At 75.0% G+C, this 2,072-nt stretch carries 2 protein-coding genes and 1 pseudogene; 1 reads left to right on the forward strand and 2 read right to left on the reverse strand.

Annotated elements, in window-relative coordinates; all coding sequences use genetic code 11:
• Both ACFSL4_RS28960 and ACFSL4_RS28965 read right to left on the reverse strand, forming a co-directional pair.
• Positions 1 to 672: pseudogene (locus tag ACFSL4_RS28960) on the reverse strand (hypothetical protein); the annotation flags it as partial.
• Positions 673 to 811: 139 nt separating this feature from the next.
• Positions 812 to 1,063 (reverse strand): helix-turn-helix domain-containing protein, encoded by a 252-nt coding sequence (locus ACFSL4_RS28965; RefSeq protein WP_381089186.1) that lies wholly within the window; start codon positions 1,061 to 1,063, stop codon positions 812 to 814.
• A 73-nt stretch (positions 1,064 to 1,136) separates the two neighbouring features.
• Between ACFSL4_RS28965 and map the strand changes: the two genes are divergently transcribed.
• Complete coding sequence (map, locus tag ACFSL4_RS28970) at positions 1,137 to 1,922, forward strand: type I methionyl aminopeptidase (RefSeq protein WP_381089189.1); 786 nt, start codon at positions 1,137 to 1,139, stop codon at positions 1,920 to 1,922.
• Positions 1,923 to 2,072: the final 150 nt, after the last annotated feature.

Here is a 2,072-nt window from a genome sequence, read left to right on the forward strand (position 1 = left end):
GTCCGCCGGCCGGGCGGTGTCCCCGTCCGGCGGCTGCGGCGCACCGCCGCCGGTACGCGCACCGGCCGGGGCGGCCTGCGTGCCCTCCGGGGCCCCGGCCCGGAACACCTCCCCGGCCCGGCCGTCCCCGGCGCCGGGCACACCCGGCGCCCGAGTGCGCAGGGCGCGGCCGTCGAGGGCTTCCATACGGCGGCGGAGTTCCGCGCACCGGGCCGTGGCACGTTCGTGGTCGTCCTCGGCCCAGGCCAGGTCGAGGCGGAGCGACTCGGCCTCGACCGGGTCGGCCGCGGACCGCAGCCGGTGGCCGAGGTCCGCCCGGCGCTCGGCCGCGTAGCGCTGCTCGCGGAGCATCACATCGAGCCGGTCGCCGAGGGCGTTCCGGCCGCCGGGCCGGGCGTCGTACGCGGCGAACGAGGCATCGTGCAGCGCCCGCGCCCGCTCGGCCTCCTGCACGGCCACCGCGGTGCCGTATGCCGCGGCGAGGTCCTGCAGGAGCGCCTCCACGACGTCCCAGGGCGGCACCTCCCGCCCCTCCAGACAGGCCCGCATCCCGTCCGGGTCGCGCTGCCAGAACACCCCGCACCAGCCGCCGCCCTGGTCGAGCCGCGTCAGCAGCCCGTTCAGGTAGCTCGCGAACTCCCTCACCCGACCCGGGAGTTGATCAACAGCCATCGCCCAGCTCCCGCCCGACTGGAGTTCTCCGTTCCGTAGAAAACACCAGGCGTGTTACGGAAGGGCTACAGCGAGTTTTCAGACCGGACGCGGAGCGCTCCACGGGAGCGTCCGTGGGCCGTGCGCGCCCCCCGGCGGCTCAGGCCGCGACCGGTGCACAGAGCCCGGCGAGTTCGTCCAGGGACAGCCCGAGCACCCGCGCCAGCGCCGCGACCGTGAAGAACGCCGGGGTGGGCGCGCGCCCCGTCTCGATCTTGCGGAGGGTCTCGGCGGACAGACCGGCGCTCGCCGCCACCTCCGCCATGCTGCGGCCACCGCGCGCCTCGCGCAGCAACCGCCCGAGCCGCTCGCCGCGTTCGCGCTCTTCGGGGGTCAGCGGGGTACGCACCATGCGCCCATTCTAATACCGGCCCCTTGCTCCGTGACCGGTATAGTAATTGGGTAAAGGCGGTATAGTAATTGGCATGGTGGAACTGAAGACGGATCGATCGATCGACGCGATGCACACCGCGGGCCAGGTCGTGGGCCGCGCCCTCACCGCGGTCCGGAACGCCGCCCGCGTGGGCGTCTGCCTGCTCGAACTCGACGAGGTGGCACGCGGGATCCTGCGCGAGGCGGGTGCCACCTCGCCGTTCCTGGGCTACCGCCCCTCCTTCGCGCCGACCCCCTTCCCGGCGGTCGTCTGCGCGTCCGTCAACGACGCGATCGTGCACGGCATCCCGGACGCCTACCGGCTGCGCGACGGCGACCTGGTCTCCATCGACTGCGGCGCCGAACTGGACGGCTGGGCGGGCGACTCGGCGATCAGCTTCGTGGTGGGCGTGCCGCGCCCCGCCGACCTGCGGCTCGTCGACACCGCGGAACGGGCGCTTGCGGCGGGCATCGCGGCGGCCGTGGTCGGCAACCGCATCGGGGACGTCGCACACGCGATCGGCACGGTGTGCCGGACCGCGGGGTACGGCATCCCGCAGGGCTTCGGCGGGCACGGCGTGGGCCGCCGCATGCACGAGGACCCGCCCGTCCCGAACGAGGGCCGCCCGGGCCGCGGCATGCCACTGCGCCACGGCATGGTCCTGGCCATCGAGCCCATGCTCATCGGCGGCGGCACCGACGGCTACCACGCGGCCCCCGACGGCTGGACCCTCCGCACGGACGACGGCTCCCGCGCGGCCCATGTGGAACACACGGTGGCGATCACGGATGCGGGACCGCGCGTCCTCACGGCCCGCGCGGAGGTCCGCACGGGGTGAGGGCCCCTTCGGCGTGAGGCCGGCGGCCGGGGACTCCTGGGGCATCCCGGCAGCGCCGGGATGCCCGGGCATTCCCCGGGAATCACCGATTCCCCGGGAATCACCGGAAACTCCCGGGAACCCCCGCACCCCGCGGAACGCCTGGGAGCG

The organism is Streptomyces caeni, from assembly GCF_042678285.1.
Classification (GTDB): domain Bacteria; phylum Actinomycetota; class Actinomycetes; order Streptomycetales; family Streptomycetaceae; genus Streptomyces; species Streptomyces caeni.